Source organism: Paenibacillus liaoningensis, from assembly GCF_059609455.1.
Genome location: NZ_JCAALU010000010.1, coordinates 217,200 through 240,049, shown reverse-complemented (window position 1 = coordinate 240,049; position 22,850 = coordinate 217,200). Strand labels below are relative to the sequence as shown.

The window sequence follows — 22,850 nt, the reverse complement described above, 5'->3', positions numbered from 1 at the left end:
ACCATTTACTAGGATTCTTTAAATCACTCGGCTGACTTCGCTTCCCCAATAGCTTTGATAAAAATGGAATTCGCAGTTTTTACACCCCCTCTCATTAGATCACCCTGACTCCTCGATCTTCGTAAACGGACCTCTTTGGCTTGGCAGCATTGGATAACGTAAGCTTATGTGCATCAATCACAGCGTCAACCGGATCAATCCGTTTCGTTTTTTCTGCTGGGTTCTTATCAATCTTGATTTCCCCGAAACTGTTGCTGACCGTCTTGGCGTTCGCCATGCTCCATGTCAGCAGCTTGTTTTTCCGGTCATAAATCACGTTCTTAGCTTCTGTTTCCAACCTAAAATCGACAGTAGCATCATTCAAGCTCTTCGCACTTTGAACAATCTCTACCAAATCAACGCCAAACTCTTCCAAGTCAGACAAAAAGGCATCTGCGTTATGTGGATCATACGCAATGCCTTGTAGTTTGAGATTGTACTTTTTAATTAGGTCCCGATAGTACGCCAAGATGTATTTGTAATCCGTCTTAACCCCGCCCATTGTCTCTGTTGGAGTTAACAAGCCCTCCATGATCCACATGTCATATGGCGCAAAGTCGCTTTTGACATGCTCATCCACGCGTGCTGCAGGTATCCAACTGTGCGAATGAATATAATACTTGCGCTGCCCGTCGATATCCAGCGGAAATTCTAAAGCGCCGCTCGTTAGGTCACCGCCAGAAGAAAGGTCCAACCCCAGATAACATTGCTTGCCTTCCATGTCTGCGATAGTAGTATCGGATTCGCAGGCTATCCAGTGTTCCATATTCATGTACTGAGAATCGCTGAATTGAACCCATCTGTTAAGCGACTTGGTTAGGAAATTGCGAAGCTCCTCGCCTTGCTGAACCTTGGCTTTAATGGCTTCGGTTCTCAAGTTCTCCAATGTCTCTGGCGTCCAGAGTGGGTTGGCTTTCGGCCAGTTTGATTCGTCCCAAATATCGTCATCCTTGTCCAGCTCGCAAATGAATATGAATTGCGTTTCATCAGCATGAGCGCCGGACAAAACCAGCTTGCAATACTTATACAGTTCGTAACAAGGCCCATTGATGTTAAAGCCGGCCGTTGTGATAACGGATATAAGACACTGTTTCAGTTTCTTTGTACCATCCGCCAGAAGCTTGTACATCTGGTTATCCTTATGCAAGTGGTATTCATCGACGCTTGCAAAATATGGACGGAAACCGTCAATAGATTTCGTGTCTCGTCCGAGCGCCCTGATTTCACCTTTGGAAACGGTGCATAGGATCGTGCTTTTATAATCCTTCACGTCAAAAAGACCGGATTCGTATTCGTCTCCGGCTAGTTCAGGATCGGCGTCAATAAACTTGATGCATTCTTTAAGTACAATCCGCGCCTGCGCTTCCTTGGTTGCTGTGCAATATACTTGCGGATAGTTGTAACCGTCAAAGTTTCCGTAAAACAGGGCAGGCACGGCGTTTCCTAGCGACTTTCCGTTTTGCCGAGCTACCTGGATGTACGATGTTCGGAAGCGTCGATAACCGTCCAGCTTCAACCAACCATTCCAACTCCCGAACATGAAGTCTTGGAAGCCCCACAATTCCAGCGGACCCGGTGCCTCTCCCTCGGCAAGCGTTAGGGATTCGGCAAACTCAATAATTTCATGCGCCTTATCTGGATCAAACACGTAAGGAAAATCTTCCTGACCTTGCCTATCCAAGTCGCGTAGGTGACGTTCGCACGCCTGCCGATGAGCCTGACCGGCAATGATCCTTCCAGACGTAACCTCAAGGGCGTAGGCCGTTACCCTGTCTGTCTCACCAACCGTGTTGTAAGGGTAAATCTGAGGATTAGCCACTTCGGTTTCCAAACCTTCCGAACCTGCTTATCTTCTCTTCCTTCGCTTTCGGCTTCGGCACATTCTTCACCTTGGACAACGGGTTCAGGAACAAACGATCCTGCATTTTCAGCAGCATGTCCATTTTCTTATTGACCGCTGTCTCAATTTTCAGGATACCTTCCATAGAAGCCAGCTGAGCAAGGTACTTTTGCGCCCTCAATCCATACTCATTCAAATCCTGTTCCGATTCCTCGGCTTTTCGCGTTAATTCATCGAAATATTCCTCAAATACATAATCTTCAATGGAAATTCGCTCGATTTTTTGGTACTGTTTTAGCAATTTTTCATACTCTGAAAACGTCCTGCAGTACATCCCCAGCAGCCCTATGTCAGAGCTTGAAAGTAAATTCGTACCCTCCGCAGCTGCAGCCTTATAATCCTTCATGCATTGTTTCCAATGCATGAATGCGACCGCATCATCCTTTACAAATACTGGCGGTTTAAGCTTTTCCAATTCCGTTTTTCCAAGCTTGACCTCTCCATCTTGCCGAGCTTGAATCTGCGCTTTAGTCAATCGGTTCGGGTTCCCCTCCGCGATGTGGAGCCCGATCGGTTTGGCGTTTCTCCCCATCAGGGACACCCCCTAATCTCTAAAAAATTAATAAAACGAGTTTTTGCGCGAAATGAGTCCGATGCGGTCTAGAAGGCTAAAATTTTTCAGCTTTTTTGGCCCCCTACCTTTTTGAAAAAAAAAAAAAAAATAAAATAAAATAAAATAAAAAAAGGTTTAAACTAAAGCAAAATCCGTTTCAATAGAGACAGAGACCTTTGCTATTGAACCTAAGACTGCTGCTTTAGCTGTGCCGGACAAGCAATCAGACTCCAACAATTGGCGCAGCTCACTCAGATATTTAATCTTCAAATCAATTTCCGTTCTACCCATTCCCGAACCCTCCATCTTCCTTGGCCGTCTTGACGCTATGACATGAAGCACATAGCGGCTGCCAGTTGGCACGGTCCCAGAACAGCGCCTTGTTTCCCTTGTGTGGGATGATATGGTCAACTACAGTGGCAGCAGTAATGCGTCCTCGCTCTTGGCAGCTCAAGCATAACGGTTGCCTCTTTAGATAGGCTGCGCGAGCCTTACGCCACTTGTGATCATATCCCCGATCTGCCGATGAACCGCGCTGCATATCATAGCCACGTTCATGCTCTTTGTGTTCGTCGCAGTAGCCGGTTACTGTCAGGCTCTTGCATCCCATCTTTCGGCAAAACTTCTTGAGTCCCATAGCTGCTTATCCTTTCACTATTTCACTATTACACTATCGCCAAGTGACTTCGCAAGCGTAGCTCGTACTGCTCGAGCAACACTGTTAGGATCGAGTTCGATTCGAACCGTGAAAGGTTTAATGCCTGTAATTTCCGCAAACCTGCTTTCAAGGCGCTGAATCTCTGCCTTGGCCTCGTCAATGAGTACGGCTTTCGAGCTGCCCCATATCGGGTTGCTTGCTACCATTGTGTAGCCCTGACCGCCGCCTCTAAAATCAATAGATTCTGTTGTTTCAGTAACCGCGATAAAATCTTTCAGCCCCATAATGCTATTTCTGATCTTCCGGCCTTCATCGACCTTCTTTTGCATCTCTTCCCATGTGTCGCTCATTAACGCTTCCCCCTTTTCGGAATCGTTCGCTGATAGCCGCGCTATTGCGGATGGCTTGCATACTCCTCCGTATTCATCAATGTACCAGCCTCTTGCGAGTTTCTTTGCACATTCAGCGCTTCGGCACCATTTACCTGGCGACTTCTTGCCACAATGAGCGCACTTGAAAACATCCGTATGAAGCCTCTTTTCGTAAAATAGCACCGTCTCTGTGGGACAGGAGCCGCAATAATCCTTGCAGCCATGTTTAATGCACGCTTTGTGACCGCCAATGGATGTCCCGAAAAGTGAAAATAGCTTATGAATCATTCCGTTCACCGCCTCAAGACAAAATAAAAAGCCACTCATAGGAGCAGCTTGGGTAACCTTATTCGGTTTGCTTCTTGATTTTCTTGTATTCTTCCCTTATGAACTTCCATCGGGCAGGATCTATTTTTATTTTGTCGCCATCTTTGAAATGCATTTCCATGGTAAATTCGTTTAACTGAGCCACGTTATTGAGATTGACTATCCGTGTTTCACTCGCCAAAACAAAGCCTTGATATGGCGACAGCAATTCTGCCAATCCTTCCATGTCTCTAAGAGGAACGTATTTCCCTTTTTTCGTGATTACAACCGATTCGCCTTCCTCTGTCTCATACGCACCGATAGTGTCGCTCATTTTAACAAATTCAGGTTTGTTGGTTTCAATGTTTCTCATTGGAAATTGTACATCTTTCGGCATTTCACTTCTCCTTTACTAGCGTAATTGAGAAGATTGTAGCCGAACGATGGACGAAAAGCAAAAAAGGCGCCAATAATAGCGCCTTTCTGTTATCGACACTTTGCCGCTGGCTTGCTGTGGACCAGCGGCTTAAGTCTCCTTATGAATTTCTTGCACTTTAAAAGCATATCACGATTTTACAATACCGTGTGTTGCACGAATGTTGCATGATTACCGTTTACGCGAACGTTTGGAGCTTCGTGGAATCCGTGAACTCACTCGCCGGATATACTGTTCACTATACCCTAATCTTTCTGCAATGATTTTCAGCGGAAGCCCCAACGCATCCCTTTGATATTCCACCGACTTATCTAAGCCCTCTATCTGCCCTATGACAGCCTCCATTCGCTTTCTTGTCTGTTCCTTGCTTTGTAGCTCGGACAACGTAGCCTGTAGCTCTACAAGGGCTGCATCATACTCTTGCAACGCCTTGTCCAGCGGCACGATAACTGGCTGACCAGCTGACTTTGGCAAACCGCTGTTATGCATCTTGCGCCTGGCATATTTCAGCGCTCGCTCTTGATCGGCAGCTCGCAGCTTAAGCAATTCCAATTCCGTGCAAACATCCTTGTATGCGGAAATTCCTGTTAGATCGCTCATACCGCTGCCCCTTTCGTCTATTTCTTAATCATACTGAATTTGGCTTCAACCTCGATCCCACTATCAAGTAGGATGAAATAAATATTTGCCGGACGTGATTTAATTATTTTGGTTTTGATGCTCATTACTTTACCTCGGAATGGCCCTTTAACATCTTCCGGCTGCCCTAAGTAGGTGGTTACTTCAACTGTTTTACCGATCGTAGGCCGACGCGTTGCAAAAGACATACCAATCTCCCCCTATTCTGGATTCACTCTGTCTAAATTAACGAATTTATTAAACTGCTTCAAAAACACCAGTTCCACCGTTCCGACCGGACCATTACGCTGTTTAGCTATAATGATCTCAATAATATTTTTCTTCACCGATTCTTTATCGTAGTAATCGTCTCGATATAAGAAAGCGACAATATCGGCATCTTGCTCAATAGAACCGGAATCCCGAAGGTCTGACATCATCGGGCGCTTGTCCTGTCTCTGTTCCACGCCCCGACTGAGCTGTGACAGTGCTATTACTGGACATTCCATTTCCTTCGCTATCTGCTTCAACGTCCGCGAGATATAGCCTACTTCCTCCTGTCTGCTCTCACCTGCCCTGCCACGCCCCGAAACCAATTGGAGGTAGTCCAGCAGAATCATTCTTATTCCTTGTTCTTTTTTGATCCTGCGGCACTTCGCCCTGATCTCTGCTACGGATATGGCAGGAGTATCGTCAATTACGATGTTTAAGTCTGATAGACGGCCTGTAGCAATAGCAACCTTTTCCCAATCACTGTCAAGCAGGTTACCCGTTCGGTAGCGAGTGGCGTCCACGTTGCCATCAGCGCAGATCATACGACCTACCAACTGTTTTTTCGACATTTCAAGACTGAAAATAGGTATGACCTCACTCTTAGGTGCGTTCACGCTCTCTGCAGCATTTGTTGCTATATTGAGAACAAACGCTGTCTTACCTACCGATGGCCGCGCCCCTACATATATCAGGTCGCTTTTTTGGAATCCGGCAGTCATGTTGTCCAGGTCTTCAAATCCGGAAGATACTCCCGTTATCACACCATCACGGTGGTTGACAAACCGTATTTCTAAATCTTCAAACACTTCTGGCAAGATGCTTTTCAAGGTTTGATAGGTTTTCGCCTCCTCACCTTGTCGGGTAAGTTCATCCATCTTTATTTGCGTTGATTCAATAATTTCATGAGGGCTGGAAGCTGTTAACGCTTCGTTTAACCGTTCTCTCAACTCCACAATCAATTGACGATGCGTATATTTTTCCTTCACGACTTCGATATAATATTCAATATTTGATGCTGTAGGCGTGTTGCTTATAAGATTAGCCATATACGATACGCTGCTCTGATTAATCCATCCTTTGTCTTGCAGCTTCCCTGTCACTGAACGTAAATCCACTGGCTCATTGGAATCTGCAAGTTCCTGAATTACTTTGTACATACGCCGATGCTGGGTATCGGAAAATTCTGCGCCACACAAAGCTTCAACAGCTTTATCAAGGGTATTTTCAGGGTTGGAAAGGATTGCGCCTAAAATTGCCTGCTCAGATTCGTAGCTTTTATGAAGCGGGTTCTGATTCGCTTCTTCCCAAATCGGAGGTAGGTTGTCCAATCAAATTCAGCCCCCTTCTGATTCGTTCCCTTATTTCGTCAACATTCGTCTCGCTGGGCTTTAACGTCAGTTCTAAATGTTCCAGCTCTTTAGCTTCCAGCATGGCGCGGGTTTCTGCTGCATTCGGCACGTACCGACCGTTGGCCCGTTGTAAAGGCGTTGCAGCTAATATGCCTGGATGAGGCGGAAACGTGTTTTCTGGTTCCAGCGTGTAATTCCGCAAATTCTCTGTAGCTTGTTCAAAAGGCACGTCCGCCAATATAAACCGCCATTCTTCTACCTTGTAATCGTCGTATGCAAAATTGCTGTAGAAATTGCTAATCTTCAAGAAGAGTCGTCTGATTTCCGATTCTTTCACGTTCCTCTGCCTCCTTGATTTTTTCTGCTGCCGTTTTGTTCCTTTCGAATTGTCTATCGTTTGCGTTATAAGGAGTAGTTTGCTTTTTCCCTGCATTAGATGCTTTAATGCACAAATCAGGGTATTTTTTGCGAAGCTTGCTAGGGCTTAATATATTTTGCTGCCAAAACGGATCATCCAGCGCCCATGCAATCACTTGGCCTACCTCGACCTTAGGACGTTTATCAATCTCTATTATTTTCCTGAACTCATCAGCCCATTTTTGCATGTCGGCATCTTTTATTAGGTGAGTCTTTCCGATGCTCTCCACAAAGGCCATAAGCTTATCGTGAAAGAAAACCGCCATTTGGTAATATCCATCTTCCTCGGCATATTTTTTTGTTTGCCGAGAAGAAGTCTTTCTTTCTTTCTTATTATCATTATTATCATTATTGTTTGTGTGCATTTGATGTGCATTTGATATGCTTTCGTCGTGCTTTGGTGGTGCTTTTGAATCCTCGCTACCCTGATATTTGTCATAGTTTACAACGGTTAAATAGGTTTTTTTGGTGGTGCTTTTTACGACCAGCATCCCGTCGTCAGCGAGACACTTCAAGAACCGTGAAACCTTCTTATTTGACCAGCCCCATTTCTTTTCCATGTCGCCAATTGACCAGACGGTTGAACCTCGATCAACAAGCTCTGGATTCCCGTTGTGAACTATTTTTCTTGGCGAGTGATTAACGCGCATAAGAATATCTATCCAAGCTTCATATCTGCTAAATATGCGCTTTTCTGTGTAAAGCCAATGGCTCCGCAACTCTCTATACAGACTGATCCATCCTTCTGACACTTAATTCACCGCCTACCTTACACCGTTTTATGAATTAGGGGATGATGCGTGTTTAAGCTGCACCATCCCGAGAATTTCTATAATTGCGAGTTTTCTGGTTGATCCGCAAAGGTTCTATATTGCTATATTTCCTAATATTGTGTAAGATGTAGGCAATAAGAGACTTTGCGGTCCAACAAATGATCAAATTGCGCGCCTGCCAGGGTCTTAGCAAATTGATCTTTTTTTATGCAATCGAAGAATGTCTTTACAGCCTCTTCCGTTTTAATTTCCACTTTCCTCTTCCTCGCGTTTCTTGGCTTTAAGATTAGCTTTGAAAAACGGCTCCCGCTCCATTTCTTGAATTCTTCCTACGGTTTGAAATAAGCCTATAACAGCATCTTGCTTCGTATAGCAAGAATCTTCTTTTAAAAATCGCATGATCTCTACTACGCTCGCCTTTAGCTCTGCAAGTTGGTTCATCAATAGAAAGTCAATCCCCCTGATATCGGCGCTAGTTATTTCGCGGTCCATTTCGTTCATCCTCCCTGAATATTTTATTGAAGTTCCATGTGGTTACGATAATCAGCATTAGCGAAGCTTAATGCGTCAATGAGTTTGCACATATTGTCTGCTCGCTCCCTGAATCCAGCAGCGTTTTCACGCTCTCCTGCTTCGTCTGCTCGCTTGGCTGCCCAAGTATTGCGGTGTTCCTCTAATGAAAGAGATTGCGAAGCGTCAAGTATATCGTCAAAGCAAAGTGTGCGAATAAGTTTGATTAATGCCGTTTCGTGATCATCCAGTTTTAAAGCCTCTTCTTCACTGGAAATACCAGTAAAGTTGTTTGCAACATTAATCATATCCGGCTCTAGTACATCGCTGTTGAAGAATGCGGCATAGTTGGGGCCTGCGACTCCGACTGTAATCTGGCAATCACTTATTTCCTTGGAGAATTGATGTTCCTTTAATTCAAATTCAAATTCCGTCTCTCCTAACACAACTACTAAAGCGCCGTGTTCATCGCTGTTGATATAATCTGTTTTTAAAGTCGAGTATGGAATAGAGATTCCGCTGCTGCAGTCTACCCGAAAAGTAACATCGCATTGAATGCAGTTGTTTTGTATAACCTCAAATAAATAAGAAGCTTCCTTTGCAGTGATTGGAGTCATTTGTACATTACCCATTGTTTTTTCTCCTCTATTTTTTATTTTAGCTACCTAGAGCCACACTTCTTGACTGGCGTATTAAAATACGAACGATAATAGCATGCTGGGCCGGACTTCGACTAAACCAGATTCTGGCTAGAGATTCCAGTGTTAGCTCGTCCCGATTCATAAAGTCATTTGTGCTGCAACTGCCTCTATTTCCATTGCAAGGTTCGTAGAGGGTGTCCAGCGGCTTATATAGCGTTTGGCTTCTTCTAACGATTTCAGAGCCGTATTGCAGTAGGAATTTACATTGAAGTATTCTTTATAATCATTCCATAATGCGCGATAAACTTTTCGGCGTAGGCTGCTATCGGCGTAGGCTGCTGACTCTTTACCGCCAAGAACGGTTATAACGCGTTTGCTGCTTGCTTTGTTCAAAGCTCGCTGCTGGCCGTAATCAATTGTTGTGCTGTTTTCTAAATGCTCAAGCCGACTATCCAGCTTCTGAACCTTCACATCCACCGTTAAAATAGCTTTTAATTCTGGACTGAGGTTTGCGAATGGATCTGATTCAGCTTCAAGTAAATAATCCCTTACCGACCGCGCAACAACACTATCACGGAGCAGCATGCCAATCCTTAAAATGGCGCGGCGCGGAATCACGGTGAAAGCTGCTGCATTTTTTCCAATTACACCCATCTGCTTAAAGTAGGTCAGTTCAGCACCAGTTAAAACAAGAAGACCATCGGACTCTACCTCTTCGCGATTATCTTGAATCGCTGCTTCAAGGGTTTTTTTGTTGATCTCGTAATACTCGGCTACCATTTCGACGCTCGCATTCATATCATCAGGTAGCATAATTAATTTCTTAACCTTGTCCAAAACGTCCGTTCGGTTCATGTGCGCTTCTCGCAATGACTTACTTTCGATCAATCCATCACTTTTCGACATACAAATTCCTCCTTTGATGGTTTAAGCTCCTGAATCTCAGTGAGGAAATTCCGGTTCATTTCCCTTGCTGCCCAAAACCTTCAATTCAGTTTTTCGCGGTTCCATTGATATGATGTCGCCGTATTCGTCGAACCTAGCAGAATAGGTTGTGATCGGCTTCCCTGCAATCTTTTCCAGCAGCTTAAACGTATCAATCATCGGCTTTCCATTCTCTTCTTCATACCTGTCCATAAGTATGAACGTATGCTTTCGAAGAATGTCCCCGAGATAACTGTCGTTTTCATCTTCCAAATTTTCAACAAAAATCAATTTCTCAAACTCGTCGTATCCCAATTCGTCCGGAAGACTGGAAAGGGTAACCGAAAAAGGTTCGACAAGCGTTCCATCCCAATGCTTCCTGCCCTTGTTCACGGTTATTACCTGTAAAAAATCATCAGTTTTTATTTTTCCGCCTCCGACAAACAGCGACATTACCGCTGCCCAAAAATCAAAGTCAGAACCAGGAAGCTCCTCATCTAAACTTTCTTTCATACTGTCTCTGTAATAGATGATGTTCTCATAAGCACTTTCAAGATCGGCCGACAAATCAGTTTTCATAAGTTCTTTAGCAGCCAGATCAAGCGCCTTAAGCTCTTTGAAAAATGAGTTGACAACTTCTCTTTCTTTGTAAAATTCCTTTCTTATGGAACGAATTTTCCTGTAATTGATTCGCAAAGTAGCGAGTGCTGTAATAGGGCCGATAACAGGCGTTTCCTTCCACTTATCTAAATCGACGTCAGGGACCACTTTCTTTGCGTCTTCCAAATCTTGTTCTGTCAACGTGTGATAAGACGCTTGCATGAATTTATCGCTAATCTTGATGTTTATTTCAAGCAATTGCAGGCCTAAACGATTACGTTTGTTAATGAATTTATTTAATGCATCTTGCGCCGCTACCGCCCAAGCCTTAAGTTTCATTTGCAATTCTTTTCTTTTCATGTGAACGCTCCTTGAATGATTTATTTTATTTGGGGGCTTGTCCAACAGCGCAACTCCATTAGGAGTTGCTTTTCACAATTTTATAAGTTTGACCAGTGGACATTTCCGCCCAAGCCAGCTTACAGCGGTCATGCAAACCTGCATGTTCTGAGTCAAGCGGATTTATCTCGCGCACTTCATTGACAGTTTTTAAAAATACCGATCTGATAATTAAATCAGGACGTTTTTTCATATCACCATCCTCCTTGGTTGATTCTATGCAGAACAGTTTGTCCGAGTTTACTTCTAAACCGCAGCGACATAACCTAGTTTTAAACTCGGATTCTCTTCAAAAAAAATGATGTCTGCCACATTACATTGCAGAGATTCGGCAATCCTGCAAGCATCTTCCATTTTTATACTAGGTGTATTGTCTTCCCATCTAGCATAAGTGCTTGGATGAACTTTTAGTAATTTTGCCATCTCCTGTTTATTGAGTTTTAGATATGCCCTCCATTCACGGAGGGTTCTTCCTTGTGCCGCCATACCAACACCTCCTTTCGATATACACAGCATATATTAGTTTAAAACTCGGTGTCAACAACAATTTTACCTACTAATATAGCAAAAATTATGTTTAAACTAACTATATTGTGGACATATTAGATTTTTAGTGGTATCGTTAGATTTATCGAGTTTAAAACTAAAGGAGAATCGTCATGTCTAATATCAATTTTGCGGAAAATCTGAAAAGGATTAGAGAAGCAGCTAAAATGACTAAAGCTGAATTTGCTCGCCGCATGGACGTATCCGATGTTACTGCAGGTCAATGGGAAAGCGGCAAAATTAAACCTCGCATGGGTAAAGTAGAGAAAATCGCGGAGATACTCGGTGTCACCACGGATGAATTGATTTTTGAAAGCCAATCATCACCAATAACGAACACATATAAAGCAGTCGGGCAAATACCGCTGATTGGCACCATTTGTGCCGGCGCTGGTTTGCTTGCTGAACAAAATATAGAAGATTACATTTTTTATCCGATCCCCAAAAAAAGACAGCCTGATTATGCGTTGCGCGTTAAAGGCGACTCAATGACAGGCATTGGCATCGATGATGGAGACATAGTTTATATGAGGACAGCAGAATGGGCCGATCACAGCGGCCAAGTTGTTGCTGTATTGCTAGGAGATTCAAATGAGGGAACCTTGAAACGAATTAAATGGTCAGAAGGCTCTAACAAGATATTTCTACACCCTGAAAACCCAAGTCATGAAACGATAGAAGTTTTCCCGAATCAAATAAGAATCTGTGGAGTTTATGCAGGTCATTTCAAATTTGAGGAGGATATCTGATGCGCGTAGCTGCTTACCCAAGGGTCTCGACGGACGAACAAGCTGATAAAGGTAATTCGCTGAGAGAACAGAAAGAAAGGCTAACCGCTTATTGCACTGTTATGGGATGGCCGCCGCCTACTTTTTTTGTTGACGATGGTTATTCTGCAAAGGACTTAAATAGACCAGGCATGCGCAGATTAATTCGCAGAGTAGAAAGCGGGCATTTCGATATAGTTTTAACTACAAAACTGGATAGGTTTTGCCGCAACCTCTTTGACCTCCTCAAACTACTTGAATTGTTCACAGAGAACGATTGCAGCTTTGTGTCCGCCACGGAGCACTTCGATACCTCTACTGCCGTAGGCCGAATGACTATTCAATTACTAGGCACATTTGCTGAATTTGAACGCGAGCGTAACAGCGAACGAGTCACGGACAATATGCTTTCTCTAGCCACCCACACAGACAAAGCCCTAACAATTCCTTGCTTTGGATACGACATTATAGATGGTCGTTATTCAATCAATGATTCAGAATCATTTTTCGTCAATATGATGGTTGAAGCTGGCGAAGACGGCCATGGTCACCGCTCTATTGCAAAAATATTAAACAATGCCGGATCAACGACCAAGAAAGGCAAACCATGGGATCAAACTAACGTTAAAAGGCTACTGAATAACCCTACAATAGCAGGTACGAGAATATACAATAAAACGAAAACCGTTAAAATTAAAGGCAAAACGAAAACCGTAGCCAGAGATAAATCGGAGTGGATCATTAAAGAAAATAACCATCCTGCAATAATACCCATTGAGCGACTGAACGCCCTTCACGATACTTTCAAGTCACGCGCACGCGCCCATAAACATGCCGAAAGCGAAACATACCTACTTACTGGATTGGTGAAGTGTAAGCATTGCGGAGGCGGTATGAAGGGCAGTACAGCACGACACAAGGCAAACAATAAAGACTATATTTACTATCGCTACATTTGTTCCGCTTATACCGCTGGATATGGTTGTAAGCATCACGCCGTGCATCGAGAAGATTTAGAAACGAAAATTATAGATTTCATAAAAGAAATTTCTTCACCTTCAGGAGCAGGACTGGAATTGCAGATATCAAGAACAAACACAGTAAAAGATGAAATAAAAGACATCGAGGTAATGATGGAGAAGATTAACAAGCGAATGCAAAGGCAAATTTTAGCGTTTGAAAATGAATTAATATCGGCTGAGGATCTGCTGGAAGCACGAAAAAGGATTGATTTAGAACGGGATGCTCTGAATCAGGATTTAGAGGCTTTCAAAAATCAGGAAGCTAACCCCGAAGTGATAAGAGCAAAAAGCAAAAAGCTGATGAGCACCATAACGGGCATAGACCGGATTAAAGCCAAAAACGCCCTAAGATCCTTGATTGACACGATTGTTGTAGAGGGACCGTTTTTAGATATAACATTCAAAGGATAGTTTGTGCCTTAATATACATAGGGCGATCCGCTTGCGGATTTATACGAGGATATTGCGGCTGAGGAGAAGGCGCGAGCGACCTATCAGTGGCTGATCGATATGACCGACGACGTCGATTTGCAGGACAGTCTGAAGTTTTTGCGCGAGCGGGAAATTGTCCATGCGCTGCGCTTCAAGGAAGCGGTCGAAATTATTAAGGAGGATCGGGATCAGAAGAAGGTTTATTGAGGAAGGGACAAAAAAAGGAGTAAAGCAGCCACCTGTGTGAGATGCTTTACTCCTCTGATTATTGCTGTGGGTAATCGCTTAAACATCAATGTTCTTAATGATTTTTGCAGGATTGCCTCCCACGACAGCATTGGCAGGTACATCCTTGGTTACTACCGCTCCAGAAGCGATGACGACGTTATCCCCAATCGTAACCCCCGGATTGATGACCGCTCTTCCTCCTATCCAGACATTGTTGCCGATGGTTACCGGCTTGCCAAATTCGGCGCCGGTGATTCGTTCAAACGGATTCAATGGATGAGTAGCTGTATAGATATGTACGCCTGGTGCTATAAAACAATTTTCCCCGATACGAACCTCGCATACATCCAGAATTACACAGTCAAAATTAACATAAAAATGGTTGCCTACATGAATGTTGTAGCCATAGTCGCAACGAAACGTCGGTTCGATATAGAGATGTTCCCCTGTTGAGCCAAAGAGCTGTTTGAGCAAATCAACCCGTTTGCCATAATCCGTCTCTATCGTTTGATTCAATAAACGGGTCAATTTCCTGGCATTTTCCCGGTCTTTCGTTAATTGCGGGTCCGAAGCCAGATATAGTTCTCCAGCTAGCATTTTTTCTTTCTCGGTTCTAATCGTCACGCTCGTTCACCCTTTCATATTGCATGAACTTATCTTAACAGCTGCACAATTAAATAGTATGGTCCGTCCATTAAAAAGGCTACCACAGTGCTATTTTCTCTTTAAAAGCGCGCTCGACCAACCAGACTGGCACCATGAGCTGCATGGAGTCGCCAATATAAGCGCCTATTGGGTCAGCAGTGGGCTTTCCGTTCACAACCGCCTCATTTCCCCAGCTGCGAACGACCAAAGTCGTATCATCCCGGGAGAAAATCGCCTCGCTCTTCTGCTCGTTCCACTCAAGAGAGGCTCCGATCCGCTCGGCCATTTCCTGTGCAGGTATCCTCGTTGCATTGTAGGCTTCCACATCCGCTGCGGATGCGACAGCATTTAAGGCATCACCCGGAATCTCAAATACAGCGAAGCCGCCTGTCTCCGGAAGCGGAAAGCGGAAAACGAGGCTCCCCAGCACAAGTGATGCGGATTCCCGAAGAGCCGCCACCGAATGATACATATGATCTAAATCGTTTGCTTCCATCGCCCGTTCCAGAGTAACTGCTAAATCGAAGGGCAGTTTTGTAGTTCCGTAATGCGGCACTTCCCCGCGAATCGACGCAAAATCATATTCACTGACCTTACAGCAGGAAAAATCGATACTCGCGTGTCGAGCGTAATCAGGCTGTATGGGACGCAGTAGTGCCTCCGCTTCATTCATCGCCTGTGTTTTCCAAAAAGTGGTCGCATAGTCGTCCGTTAATCCGAGCTCCCGTTCCTTACTATGGTAGATATAAAACTGGAGCGATGGATCGGATTTTGGCTGTACAGTCGCTACTAGCGGTTCTATGTTATCCCATAAATAACGAACGTTCACAATCGTCATGTCTTCGGCATAGGTCTCCGCCAAATAATGCTCCGCCCGCTGCTCGAATCGGAACTTTTGGTAAAAGCCGTATTGAAACTCCGCGTAAAGCAGAATAGGGATGAGAATCGCAGCAACGATTCCCACCACCACGATTTTTCCGGCATTTAGCTTCATGGATGCGCTCCTTTTGCTTTGCTTATTCCCAAGTCGTTACTAGGAAGTACAATAACTAGACGTTCCCATTCCATTCTTTGTTGCCATAAATGGGTATCCGTCAATAATTCGAACTAACTACTATAAAGAAAAAGCAAGATATAGATTCAAACTTTAAAAAAAACAAAAAAAATCATTTCAATGCACCCCAACTTCGATTACAATATGAACTGTCTTCATATTATTGAACTGGGGTGTTTGATGTGGATAAATACAAGTTTAGTCCTGCACATAATAATATGATTGTTGATGCTATTGTTGAAGGTTATCGTGACTATGTTGATCATCGGAAAGACAGAAAATCAAAAATGAAAATCAGCTCTGCGTTTTCTTGGACTAAGGGTAATTTTATTGAGAGCAAACTCGCTGAAGAGTGCATCGCTCATGGATTTACATACAAGAAAGCAAAGGCTGGATTAACATGGGACTACCTCCAATTCATGAATGGAGATTCCAAAATTCTTTTTCTTATTAAAAATGCCGCTTATTTCAATGAAGATTGCTTTTCACAAGCTACGCTCCCAGATGAGAGCGAAAGCAATGGGTCTCTTCGCACCTATCTTCACGAACTCTCAAAAATAAATAAAGATTTAGCATTTTCCTCATCAGAACAATCGCTAAAAAGAGGAAAACGAACAGAGCGAGTCGAACAACTTTCCTTATTTATTTTAGAAAGTAAAGTCAAAGCCGACCTGGATCATTTCAAATCTTCTTACAACGAATTCCACATACTCACCTATTCTATTGATGAAGCGTATCAAATTTCTGAGGTTTTGCACTACCTTCCTAATCCAAATGATAACATCGCATACCTTGTCGAGGATCTGTCCGATTTCATCTCAGGAGCTACACTATCTGATGAGGACCGAGAAGTAGTAGCACCTGAATTAAATGATGATCGTATGGACCCAGCAGCATTTGATATTGGTATTATTGAAAAAGATAAAAAACAAGATATATAAAATGGCATTATGTTAAATAAATTAGGAGGCAGCAGGCATGTTTATTGGTAAGAACCTAACCAATTTACGAATCATGCACGGATATTCGCGTAAAGAGCTCTCCGACAAGTTAGGCGTAACCGAACAAGCAGTCTGGCAATACGAGAATGCTTATACATCTCCTAAAATGCAAATCGTAAATGAGTTAAAACAGATTTTTCAAGTGAAAAGTAAATATTTCTATATAGAAGATATGCTTGAAAAGAATATCACTTCAGCCAATATCGACTTAACGAATATTGCTTATCGCTCAAAAGTGCTGAATGTCATCTCAAAAACACAAGCAGAGGCTAAGCATGTTGAATTTTTGAATGTATTTGTCAACTATCTTACAACTAAAATTAGTTATCCCACCCTTAAAATGATTAAATTACGCGATGAAGTTATAGCGTATTTAAATCATACAGAGGACGATAGATCTGTTCAAATCAACCATGTTGCTCTCTTGGCACGACAAAGACTTGAGCTATCAAAAACGAATAATGATGATCTTATGTTCTTAATTGAAAAAAGCGGTGTTTTCGTGTTTGAAAAGGCTATTGGTGAAGAAATTGATGCCTATAGCCTTTGGACTCTGGAGGATAGGCCATATATTATACTTGGCAATATGAAGCGTTCCGCCGTTCGTAGGAACTTTGATATCGCTCATGAATTAGGTCATTTATTACTTCATTATCGTATGGAGTTTACGAACTTAGAACGAAAAGAACACAAACTTATTGAGAATGAAGCAAATATGTTTGCTGGCGCTTTATTATTGCCTGAAGACGAATTCACCACCGATATGCAGGACGTGTCCCATCTTACCAATCCAGATGATTATTTGGATTTAAAAAAGAAATGGAAAACATCGTTGCAGGTGTTGGGGTATAGAGCAGCTAATCTTGGAATCCTTCAGCCAAAGGATCATCGTAACTTCTATGCAGCCATGCATCGGAAAGGTTATTTGGAGTTTGAACCCCTTGATAACGTAATTCCAATTCAGAAACCAATGAAAATCAAAACCATCATTGATTTCGTTTCAAAAAAAGGAGTTATTGACATTGGTCAAATGATTGAGAATGATTGGAAAGCCGAAATTCCCTTCTTCCATCAGCTGACAGGAATTGATTCAAGTTTTTTCAACAAATATTTGACTCGAAGCTTGGATTTTGAACTCCGTGATATTTCTGAAATATCTAAGCATACTTCTTAAGTAAAATTATTATACAAAAGGATTTGTATATTGTTGAAGGTGCAAGTTACTACGATCTCTACGACAGACCAGAACCGGTTAAACAAGCTGTTGTAAAATGGGGAGCTTTCTATAAAGCTAATCTTTAAGTGATTATTTTAATCGCAGAACACAAAAGTAAAAAAGCAAAAAAACACATTGTCGAAGTCGCAGACAATGTGTTTTTTTGCTTTCTACTGAAATAAGGTGGAAGATACGTTCCACCAAGCTTTATGAACCTATACCTTTACAAACTAAAAAGGCGAATCATTTTAGGCTTTTCATGGGTTTGCAACCCTCACTACAATTTAAGCGTCTTATAGATATTATTAGTGAGGGTTAGGTGGTGAGGACATTGAAATATATATTCTCTTTCTTGATTTTCCTTTTTGTAGTTACTGGTTGCAGTAGTAACGACGGAGGCTCTAACCATTCAAAAAAATCGAAAAACTCACTTCTTACACTTGAAGCTTTCGTTGTTGCAAAACATGATTTGGAAGGACGCAAGAAAATTCTGCTTGCATTAGATATAGAAAATACTGAGTTGCAGTCCAAATTAGAAACGATAGTTGATCAAAATGCCGAGGACATTCTAAGGGCTAATAAATTCGATTTACACTGGCTGGATGTAAGAAACATTTCCGCAGAAGAATTTGATTTTGACGCTATGAAAATCGGTTCGAAAATTCGTTTTGTTGCCGAAAATGAACAGCTGGATACCCATCCCCCAACTTCAATTGCCAAAGCAGTAAATATAATGAACTAGAGCGTGTATGCAAACGCAAGCGAGCTGGTTTCCGATAAAAACCAGCGTTCAAACGTCTTCCCTCTACTGCCGGGAATAGCACAACTTATAAATATGAAAAATGTGAACCTACGAACCAAAAGTCTGCTTCATGCTCTTCGTTTCTGGGGTTTGCTCCCTGCACAAAGACATATAGACAGACTTGGCGGACACAGAAACCGCTATTTTAATCGAATCATGGGCTACGACAGAGGCTGCGGACTCAGGGGCCGCTAATGCGCTGCACATCGTCATTTTGAGAGGATTATTAAGACAATAGCGGCTCTCCTGTCCGCTTAATGCCCGAAAGGGAATCAAAAGCCAGAATAACGGAGACTCAGTCCGCCAAAAAAGGAATTCGCTTCCAAAACTGCGTGTTCTCAGCCACAGTGCTCACTGCAACTGTGCTCTCAGCAACAATTGCATGCTGTGGTTCCTTAAGCCTTGAATGGTCCGAAGAGATTTGCCTCGAATAATCACTTAACAAGGAGCAGCAGAAGGGCTCCCGTTTGCATACACACCCTAGAGCAAAAGAAAAAGGCCGGAGGTTCACCTCCGGCCATAAGGAAAAGCTTATTTGTTTAAGTGTTTAGCGGTGTTACTTGATTACAACGTACTCCAGGTTCACAAGTTTAGCATAAGTCACGATTTGGTCTGTCGTCAGGTTCAAGGAAACGACCGTATGATGGCCGCCGCCATTCTCAATCCAAGCTTTTACGCCATCCTGGAAGTTCGGCTTCACCGTCCACAGCACACGAGCTACAGGGAGCTTAGGAGCTGGAACCGTTGGCTCGAATGCGGAAACCTCGTTGATTAACAGCTTGTAATGGGTGCCGAAATCCGCCATGGAGACGACGACACCTTCGCCAGCTTTGCCGTCGAATATGAGACGCGCTGGATCCTCGCGATCGCCAATACCCAATGGGGAAACGATGATTGTTGGTTTGTTGCTGGCCAAGGTCGGATCTACTTCGAGCATATGAGATTGCAGAATGGCTTCTTGCCCAGCTGCCATCTCATATGTGTAATCCTCCATAAAGCCTGTATTTTGGTTATGACTCATCACTTTCAGCAAGCGATCAAGCGCAGCCGTCTTCCAGTCGCCTTCACCGGCAAAGCCGTAGCCTTGTGCCATCAGGCGTTGGACAGCCAGACCCGGAAGCTGCTTCATCCCATGCAAATCCTCGAAGTTCGTAGTGAAGGCATTGTAGCCCTTCTCTTCAAAGAAACGTTTCATCGCGATTTCATAGCTCGCTTGTACTCTTACGCTAGCTTCCCAAGACTCTTTGCTGCTCGTGCCATAATCAAATGTATATAGCTCTGCATAAAGCCCCATCAGATCGTCGATTTCTTGCTCCGTAACGGCATTTACGTATTGTACGAGGTCGCCGATGCCGTAATAATCTACCGTCCAACCGAATTGAATTTGAGCTTCAACTTTATCTCCATCCGTAACGCCGACGTTGCGCATATTGTCGCCAAAACGAGCAACCTTGATGTTAAAGCTTTCGTTATAGGCAACTGCTACGTCCATCCAGTCGGCAATTTGCTGATGCACTTCCGGACGCTCCCAGTAGCCTACGACGATTTTATTTTGCTTCTTCAGACGGGCATTGATGAAGCCGTATTCGCGGTCACCATGAGCGGCCTGGTTCAGGTTCATGAAGTCCATATCGATCGTGGCCCAAGGAATGCTTTCGTTGTATTGAGTTGCCAAGTGAAGCAGCGGCTTCTGCAGCAATTTCGTGCCGCGAATCCACATTTTCGCAGGCGAGAACGTATGCATCCACGTAATGACGCCCGCCACTTCGTCGCGATAGTTGACTTCTTTCATAATGCTTGTGATTTTATCTGCGCTGACAGCCAGATCCTGCAATACAACCGGGTAAGGCAACACACCGCTTGCATTCAAGGCATCCGTCATCGTCTGAGCATGTGCTTTCACTTCAGCCAATGCTTCTTCCCCATACAGGTTTTGAGAACCTACGACAAACCAAAACTCTTTAGCTAATGTTACTGACATACCGATCATCCTCTTTTCTAATTTTAGTCGTGGATAAAATGATTATTTCTGCCCGTAATAAGCGTCTTTCCCATGTTTGCGCAAATAATGTTTGTCCAAAATGCCTTGCGGCAGTTCTTTGGCAAAATGATTCAATTGCCGTGCATACAAGTTCATTTTGCAAACTTCCTCCAGCACGACGCTGTTCACGACTGCCGATTTTGCATCCTTGCCCCACGTAAACGGTGCGTGACCATGGAGAAGGACAGCCGGTATCGCCATGACATCCAGCCCGCGCTGCTCGAAAGTTTCAATGATGACACGTCCCGTTTCGGCCTCATAACCCCGGTCAATCTCCCCTTGATTCAGGAAACGGGCACAAGGCACAGCTCCATAAAAGGTATCCGCATGCGTCGTTCCCATGACTGGCACATCAAGTCCTGCTTGTGCCCAGATCGTTGCCCAAGTGGAGTGGGTATGCACGATGCCGCCGATCTCTGAGTAATGTTTATACAATACGGCATGAGTCGCGGTATCAGAGGAAGGTCTTAGCTCTCCCTCAACCACATTGCCATCGAGATCGACAACGACCATATCGCTCGCCTTCATCTTGTCATAACTGACACCGCTTGGTTTGATGACGAAGAGTCCGCTTTCCCGATCAATGGCGCTTACATTGCCCCATGTGAATTTTACGAGTCCATGCTTCGGCAATTCCAAATTCGCCTCATATACCTCTTCCTTCAGCTGTTCTAACATCGCTAGTCCCTCCCGTTCTCTATCAGATGGTCTACAGCAGCCTGCTCAATGGCCAGCCCATTCCGGTAGCGCTCCATAAATAATTCAAAACCCAACACATCGGATGGGTCTGGAGAAATTTCCTGCCCTTCCACATCTTTAAAGACCTTGTGTTCAAGGAAGTCGTCCAGGCTTTCCTGCTGATCCTTGTTGATCAAATAAGAAGCAAGAAGCGCCATTCCCCACGCCCCGCCTTCGCCGGCTGTAGACATGACGGAAATCGGAACGTTCATCGCCGCGGCTACCATTTTTTGTCCGACGACAGGGGTTTTAAATAAACCGCCGTGAGCCAAAATGCTGTCAATGGCGACTTGCTCGTTTTCAGTCAAAATGTCCATGCCAAGCTTGAGTGCTCCGAAAGCCGTGAACAGATGGGTGCGCATGAAATTAGCCAGAGTGAAGCTGCTCTCCGGCGAGCGCACGAATAGCGGACGGCCTTTTTCAATACCGGTAATGTTTTCGCCGGAGTAATAACCGTAGCTCAGCAAACCGCCGCCATCCGGGTCGGCCTCCAAAGCTTTATTAAACATGACGCTGAACAATTTTGCATTATCCGCTTCGTAGCCCATGGCTACAGAAAATTCGCGGAACAATCCCATCCATGCGTTGATATCGCTGGAGCAGTTGTTGGCATGCACCATGCCAACCGGACTCCCGTCTGGCGTCGTGACCATGTCGATTTCCGGATAGACCTTGGATAATTCCTTCTCCAGCACAATCATCGCAAAAACGGAGGTGCCTACAGAGATGTTCCCCGTACGCTTTCTCACGCTATTCGTGGCAACCATGCCTGTCCCGGCATCACCTTCCGGAGGACAAAGCAAAATGCCTGGCTGCAGATCCAGTGACGGGTCCAAAATGCGGGCTCCCGCCTCCGTTAATTGACCAGCTTGCTCGCCTGAAAGGAGGACTTTCGGAAGAAGATCCTCAAGCTTCCACGGATAACCGCCCGCTGAGATCAGTTCATCGAATTGCTTAACCATCAATGGATGGTAATTATGAGTCGATTCGTCAATAGGAAAAATACCAGAGGCATCCCCGATACCAATCGCTTTATTGCCAGTTAGCAGCCAGTGAATGTAACCGGCCAAAGTCGTCACAAAATCAATACGAGGCACATGCTCCTCTTTGTTTAAAATCGCTTGATACAAATGGGCGATGCTCCAGCGCTCAGGAATATTGAATTGGAACTTGTTCGTCAGTTCCCTTGCTGCCTCGCTGGTTGTTGCATTGCGCCAAGTCCGGAACGGTACGAGCAATTCACCCGTGCTGTCGAACGCCATATAGCCGTGCATCATTGCGGAAAATCCGATCGAGCCCACGGTCTTAAGGGTGACCTCGTATTTGCGTTCCACTTCTTGCTTCATTTCGCGATAAGCCGTTTGGAGGCCGATGAGAATATCCTCTTGGCTGTATGTCCAAAATCCGTCTTTCAATTGGTTTTCCCATTCATAGCTTCCTGATGCGATGGTCTCAAAACGATGATCGATCAATACCGCTTTAATCCGCGTAGATCCAAATTCGATCCCCAGCGAAGTTTCTCCCTTAGTTATCGCTTCTTTCAACTCTACATGATTCATGATCACGCATGTCCCCTCTCTGTTCGCGGTTT

The 22,850-nt window shown here is 44.1% G+C and carries 28 protein-coding genes and 1 pseudogene; 6 read left to right on the top strand and 23 right to left on the bottom strand.

Going from position 1 to position 22,850, the window contains the following annotated elements; translation table 11 throughout:
* Positions 1-94 precede the first annotated feature (94 nt).
* From AC6B99_RS16965 to AC6B99_RS16880, 18 genes are all read right to left on the bottom strand, one after another.
* Complete coding sequence (locus AC6B99_RS16965) at positions 95-1,858, bottom strand: terminase large subunit (RefSeq protein ID WP_496663870.1); 1,764 nt, start codon at positions 1,856-1,858, stop codon at positions 95-97.
* On the bottom strand, positions 1,851-2,471 hold the full coding sequence (locus AC6B99_RS16960; protein ID WP_496663824.1) for a P27 family phage terminase small subunit: 621 nt from the start codon (positions 2,469-2,471) through the stop codon (positions 1,851-1,853). The genes AC6B99_RS16965 and AC6B99_RS16960 overlap by 8 nt, the downstream gene beginning before the upstream one ends.
* A gap of 156 nt (positions 2,472-2,627) precedes the next feature.
* Positions 2,628-2,783, bottom strand: a complete 156-nt coding sequence (locus AC6B99_RS16955) for a hypothetical protein (protein ID WP_496663823.1) — start codon at positions 2,781-2,783, stop codon at positions 2,628-2,630.
* On the bottom strand, positions 2,776-3,129 hold the full coding sequence (locus tag AC6B99_RS16950; RefSeq protein WP_496663822.1) for an HNH endonuclease: 354 nt from the start codon (positions 3,127-3,129) through the stop codon (positions 2,776-2,778). The genes AC6B99_RS16955 and AC6B99_RS16950 overlap by 8 nt, the downstream gene beginning before the upstream one ends.
* Before the next feature lie 17 nt (positions 3,130-3,146).
* A complete protein-coding gene (locus AC6B99_RS16945) occupies positions 3,147-3,500 on the bottom strand; it encodes a hypothetical protein (protein WP_496663821.1) in 354 nt (117 codons plus the stop codon).
* 41 nt (positions 3,501-3,541) lie between these two features.
* Complete coding sequence (locus AC6B99_RS16940; protein ID WP_496663820.1) at positions 3,542-3,673, bottom strand: hypothetical protein; 132 nt, start codon at positions 3,671-3,673, stop codon at positions 3,542-3,544.
* 194 nt (positions 3,674-3,867) lie between these two features.
* Positions 3,868-4,224 (bottom strand): LytTR family transcriptional regulator DNA-binding domain-containing protein, encoded by a 357-nt coding sequence (locus AC6B99_RS16935; RefSeq protein ID WP_496663819.1) that lies wholly within the window; start codon positions 4,222-4,224, stop codon positions 3,868-3,870.
* Positions 4,225-4,434: 210 nt separating this feature from the next.
* Positions 4,435-4,863, bottom strand: a complete 429-nt coding sequence (locus AC6B99_RS16930; protein ID WP_496663818.1) for a hypothetical protein — start codon at positions 4,861-4,863, stop codon at positions 4,435-4,437.
* A 17-nt stretch (positions 4,864-4,880) separates the two neighbouring features.
* Positions 4,881-5,090, bottom strand: coding sequence for a hypothetical protein (locus tag AC6B99_RS16925; protein WP_496663817.1), 210 nt, complete (start codon positions 5,088-5,090; stop codon positions 4,881-4,883).
* 12 nt (positions 5,091-5,102) lie between these two features.
* A complete protein-coding gene (gene dnaB, locus AC6B99_RS16920; RefSeq protein ID WP_496663816.1) occupies positions 5,103-6,482 on the bottom strand; it encodes a replicative DNA helicase in 1,380 nt (459 codons plus the stop codon).
* On the bottom strand, positions 6,430-6,840 hold the full coding sequence (locus AC6B99_RS16915) for a replicative helicase loader/inhibitor (RefSeq protein ID WP_496663815.1): 411 nt from the start codon (positions 6,838-6,840) through the stop codon (positions 6,430-6,432). Before AC6B99_RS16915 ends, dnaB begins: the two co-directional genes overlap by 53 nt.
* Positions 6,800-7,672: a phage replication protein O gene (locus AC6B99_RS16910; RefSeq protein ID WP_496663814.1), complete on the bottom strand. Its 873-nt coding sequence runs from the start codon at positions 7,670-7,672 to the stop codon at positions 6,800-6,802. The genes AC6B99_RS16915 and AC6B99_RS16910 overlap by 41 nt, the downstream gene beginning before the upstream one ends.
* 264 nt (positions 7,673-7,936) lie before the next feature.
* Positions 7,937-8,185 carry a hypothetical protein gene (locus AC6B99_RS16905; protein ID WP_496663813.1) on the bottom strand — a complete coding sequence of 83 codons (249 nt, stop codon included), beginning with the start codon at positions 8,183-8,185 and terminating at the stop codon, positions 7,937-7,939.
* 23 nt (positions 8,186-8,208) lie between these two features.
* Positions 8,209-8,835: a hypothetical protein gene (locus AC6B99_RS16900; RefSeq protein ID WP_496663812.1), complete on the bottom strand. Its 627-nt coding sequence runs from the start codon at positions 8,833-8,835 to the stop codon at positions 8,209-8,211.
* A gap of 147 nt (positions 8,836-8,982) precedes the next feature.
* Positions 8,983-9,750: an ORF6C domain-containing protein gene (locus AC6B99_RS16895; RefSeq protein ID WP_496663811.1), complete on the bottom strand. Its 768-nt coding sequence runs from the start codon at positions 9,748-9,750 to the stop codon at positions 8,983-8,985.
* 36 nt (positions 9,751-9,786) lie between these two features.
* Complete coding sequence (locus AC6B99_RS16890; RefSeq protein ID WP_496663810.1) at positions 9,787-10,728, bottom strand: hypothetical protein; 942 nt, start codon at positions 10,726-10,728, stop codon at positions 9,787-9,789.
* 58 nt (positions 10,729-10,786) lie between these two features.
* Positions 10,787-10,960 (bottom strand): hypothetical protein, encoded by a 174-nt coding sequence (locus tag AC6B99_RS16885; protein WP_496663809.1) that lies wholly within the window; start codon positions 10,958-10,960, stop codon positions 10,787-10,789.
* A 53-nt stretch (positions 10,961-11,013) separates the two neighbouring features.
* Positions 11,014-11,253, bottom strand: coding sequence for a helix-turn-helix transcriptional regulator (locus AC6B99_RS16880; RefSeq protein ID WP_496663808.1), 240 nt, complete (start codon positions 11,251-11,253; stop codon positions 11,014-11,016).
* Between the two features lie 173 nt (positions 11,254-11,426).
* Between AC6B99_RS16880 and AC6B99_RS16875 the strand changes: the two genes are divergently transcribed.
* From AC6B99_RS16875 to AC6B99_RS16865, 3 genes and pseudogenes are all read left to right on the top strand, one after another.
* A complete protein-coding gene (locus AC6B99_RS16875; protein ID WP_496663807.1) occupies positions 11,427-12,062 on the top strand; it encodes a LexA family protein in 636 nt (211 codons plus the stop codon).
* Complete coding sequence (locus tag AC6B99_RS16870; protein ID WP_496663806.1) at positions 12,062-13,513, top strand: recombinase family protein; 1,452 nt, start codon at positions 12,062-12,064, stop codon at positions 13,511-13,513. Before AC6B99_RS16875 ends, AC6B99_RS16870 begins: the two co-directional genes overlap by 1 nt.
* Positions 13,514-13,534: 21 nt before the next feature.
* Positions 13,535-13,741, top strand: a pseudogene (locus AC6B99_RS16865) (manganese catalase family protein); the annotation flags it as partial.
* 78 nt (positions 13,742-13,819) lie between these two features.
* On the opposite strand, the gene AC6B99_RS16860 reads toward AC6B99_RS16865, so the two are convergent.
* Positions 13,820-14,380, bottom strand: a complete 561-nt coding sequence (locus AC6B99_RS16860) for a maltose acetyltransferase domain-containing protein (protein ID WP_056033042.1) — start codon at positions 14,378-14,380, stop codon at positions 13,820-13,822.
* An 85-nt stretch (positions 14,381-14,465) separates the two neighbouring features.
* The gene (locus AC6B99_RS16855; RefSeq protein ID WP_056032164.1) at positions 14,466-15,401 is read right to left on the bottom strand and encodes a stalk domain-containing protein; all 936 of its coding nucleotides are present in this window, start codon (positions 15,399-15,401) and stop codon (positions 14,466-14,468) included.
* A 242-nt stretch (positions 15,402-15,643) separates the two neighbouring features.
* On the opposite strand from AC6B99_RS16855, the gene AC6B99_RS16850 reads away from it, so the two are divergent.
* The 3 genes from AC6B99_RS16850 (at position 15,644) to AC6B99_RS16840 (ending at position 18,420) form a co-directional block, all read left to right on the top strand.
* Positions 15,644-16,402, top strand: coding sequence for a spr1630 family ClpXP-sensitive toxin (locus tag AC6B99_RS16850; protein WP_056032167.1), 759 nt, complete (start codon positions 15,644-15,646; stop codon positions 16,400-16,402).
* A 37-nt stretch (positions 16,403-16,439) separates the two neighbouring features.
* On the top strand, positions 16,440-17,636 hold the full coding sequence (locus AC6B99_RS16845; protein ID WP_056032169.1) for a spr1629 family repressor/antitoxin: 1,197 nt from the start codon (positions 16,440-16,442) through the stop codon (positions 17,634-17,636).
* 373 nt (positions 17,637-18,009) lie between these two features.
* Positions 18,010-18,420: a hypothetical protein gene (locus AC6B99_RS16840; RefSeq protein WP_056032172.1), complete on the top strand. Its 411-nt coding sequence runs from the start codon at positions 18,010-18,012 to the stop codon at positions 18,418-18,420.
* A 616-nt stretch (positions 18,421-19,036) separates the two neighbouring features.
* Here the strand turns inward: AC6B99_RS16840 and araA are convergent.
* From araA to AC6B99_RS16825, 3 genes are read right to left on the bottom strand one after another with little or no spacing between them, the layout of a single operon-like run.
* Positions 19,037-20,461 (bottom strand): L-arabinose isomerase, encoded by a 1,425-nt coding sequence (araA, locus tag AC6B99_RS16835; protein WP_099517569.1) that lies wholly within the window; start codon positions 20,459-20,461, stop codon positions 19,037-19,039.
* Positions 20,462-20,503: 42 nt separating this feature from the next.
* Positions 20,504-21,199, bottom strand: a complete 696-nt coding sequence (locus AC6B99_RS16830; RefSeq protein WP_056032178.1) for an L-ribulose-5-phosphate 4-epimerase — start codon at positions 21,197-21,199, stop codon at positions 20,504-20,506.
* 2 nt (positions 21,200-21,201) lie between these two features.
* Positions 21,202-22,818 carry a xylulokinase gene (locus tag AC6B99_RS16825; RefSeq protein WP_496663805.1) on the bottom strand — a complete coding sequence of 539 codons (1,617 nt, stop codon included), beginning with the start codon at positions 22,816-22,818 and terminating at the stop codon, positions 21,202-21,204.
* Positions 22,819-22,850 lie beyond the last annotated feature (32 nt).